Here is a 1,961-nt window from a genome sequence, read left to right on the forward strand (position 1 = left end):
GCCGGCATGGAGAGGCGGAAAAAAATGGAGGAGGACTTGAGGCGAATTAAGGCAAGCATGAATTAATATCATAATTAATGCCTGACGCGTTTCATCATTACAGAAATGGGGGTTAAGGGGGCGGAAAGCCTCGCCCTTCAGGGCGGGGAGGAGGTCAGCCTAATAAATTAAAATGAAGTAATTGAAGAAAAAGGGAAGAAAGAGGGAAATTTTGAGTTATTCTTATTTCTATGTTTTGATTTCGTTAGCCGCCCCAGACGTAGCTGCTGGTGGTCGTTGTGCTGGTTGCCGTGCTAGTCATTGTGCTCGTGGATGTCGTGCTTGGCATTGATTGCGGCATCATTTGGCCGGTTATTGTGGTTTCGCCGCCGAGGAATATCCATGGAACTGGCTTCACGAATTGGACGTTAACTATGTAGTCCTCGCCCGGTATCCAGACATTGGGGAACTTGTACGATCCTCCAATTAATACGCCGTTTGGTTCCTGAGTGTACCCAAGCCACGTCCACGTCCAGAACGTGGGAGGCAAGAAAGCTATTGTTATCACTGGGGTTGGTTTGCCGCTGGAGGTAACGAATGTATAGGCCGGCGATATTTCCCCATTAACTGCAAACGCGTATGAGAATAATGGCCAGCCGGCAGTGCTAGCATTAAGTGGAGGCACGTTATATATTGCTTGATATACGAGGCTAAAGTTGTATTGAGACATGATTTGGCTACCCTTCTCCACGTAGGTTCCCGGCGTTATTATGGCTAGGAGATTACCTAACTCAACGGCTGCGCCTTGAGTGGCATTAACGGTTACTGTTGCTGATCCAACCGGAATGAGTTCTGGAGCCATTGAGGACATCAGCGATGAATTCACAGGTATCTGCATTGAGTAAGTGGCGCTGATGTTAGAGAGGGGAGCGCCTGATATGAATATCCATGGGACCGGCTTCACGAATTGGTAATTAACGAATAACCCAGGGCCAGCATATACATAGGAGTTCGGGAACTTGTATGATCCCCCAACTAGTGTGCCGTTTGGTTCCTGAGTGTACCCAAGCCACGTCCAGCTTGTCCACCCATTCGGCATGCGTATTACCGTTATTATTGGCTGCGTGAATGTATAGGCTGGCGATACGTGGCCATTCACGGCATAGGCGAATGCGTATATTGGTTCAGCTGGGTACATGCCCATGGATGGATCAGACATGGATAGGGAGGCAGGCAAGCCAACGCCGATTACCTTATAATCTATTATGGAGAATGTGTATTCAGTTAATGTTTGTCCATTGTATGTGACATTGGTTCCTGGGCGAATCACAGCTATTATGTTACCTAGCCTAACCGTTCCTCCCGTTGATGAAGTGACGTTAATCGATGCAGAGGCAACCGGCACCAGCTCCGGCTCCATTTGTTGGCTTGACGAGGCGCCGGAGGCCATTGTCGAAGTCGACGGCATGGATGTCGTTGTTGTGGTGGCGGGCATTGGTGTGGTTGATGTTGATGACATAGGCGATGTAGTTGATTGCATTGGGGTTGAGGTGTGCGTTGTCAGTAGGACCGCGGCCACTATGGCCACTATGACGACCACGGCGACCGCTATCGCTATTGTACTTGTCTTCATATGCTTTTCAATTGCTTTTTACGTAAAAACCTTTTTCGAAATATATTACAAATTACTCACAAATCAAACCTACTNCACGGATAAAACGAACGACAAACCTCGCCCTCAAGGGCGGGGAAGGAGGTCGGATGTGTTCCATAATAATTGAAAAAGAACAAACAAGGGGAGCGCATTAAATTTCCCCCAATGGTGAGGCTTAGCATTCCTCTCCAATATAGATCAAATGAACCCGCTCAATGCTGGAGGCATCTATTACCTGAGGGCAAGCATATGGATCGCAGCAACATTTAAATACAAGATGGGGCTACAACAATCCATGCCTCTTGATCCGCAGGTCAAGAAATTATTC

General features: G+C 47.8%; 1 protein-coding gene. It reads right to left on the reverse strand.

Annotation, left to right across the window (positions count from 1 at the left end):
• Positions 1–244: 244 nt before the first annotated feature.
• The gene (locus tag AT710_09670; protein KUO89981.1) at positions 245–1,612 is read right to left on the reverse strand and encodes a hypothetical protein; all 1,368 of its coding nucleotides are present in this window, start codon (positions 1,610–1,612) and stop codon (positions 245–247) included.
• Positions 1,613–1,961: the final 349 nt, after the last annotated feature.

The sequence above is a fragment of the Thermocladium sp. ECH_B genome (assembly GCA_001516585.1).
Classification (GTDB): domain Archaea; phylum Thermoproteota; class Thermoprotei; order Thermoproteales; family Thermocladiaceae; genus Thermocladium.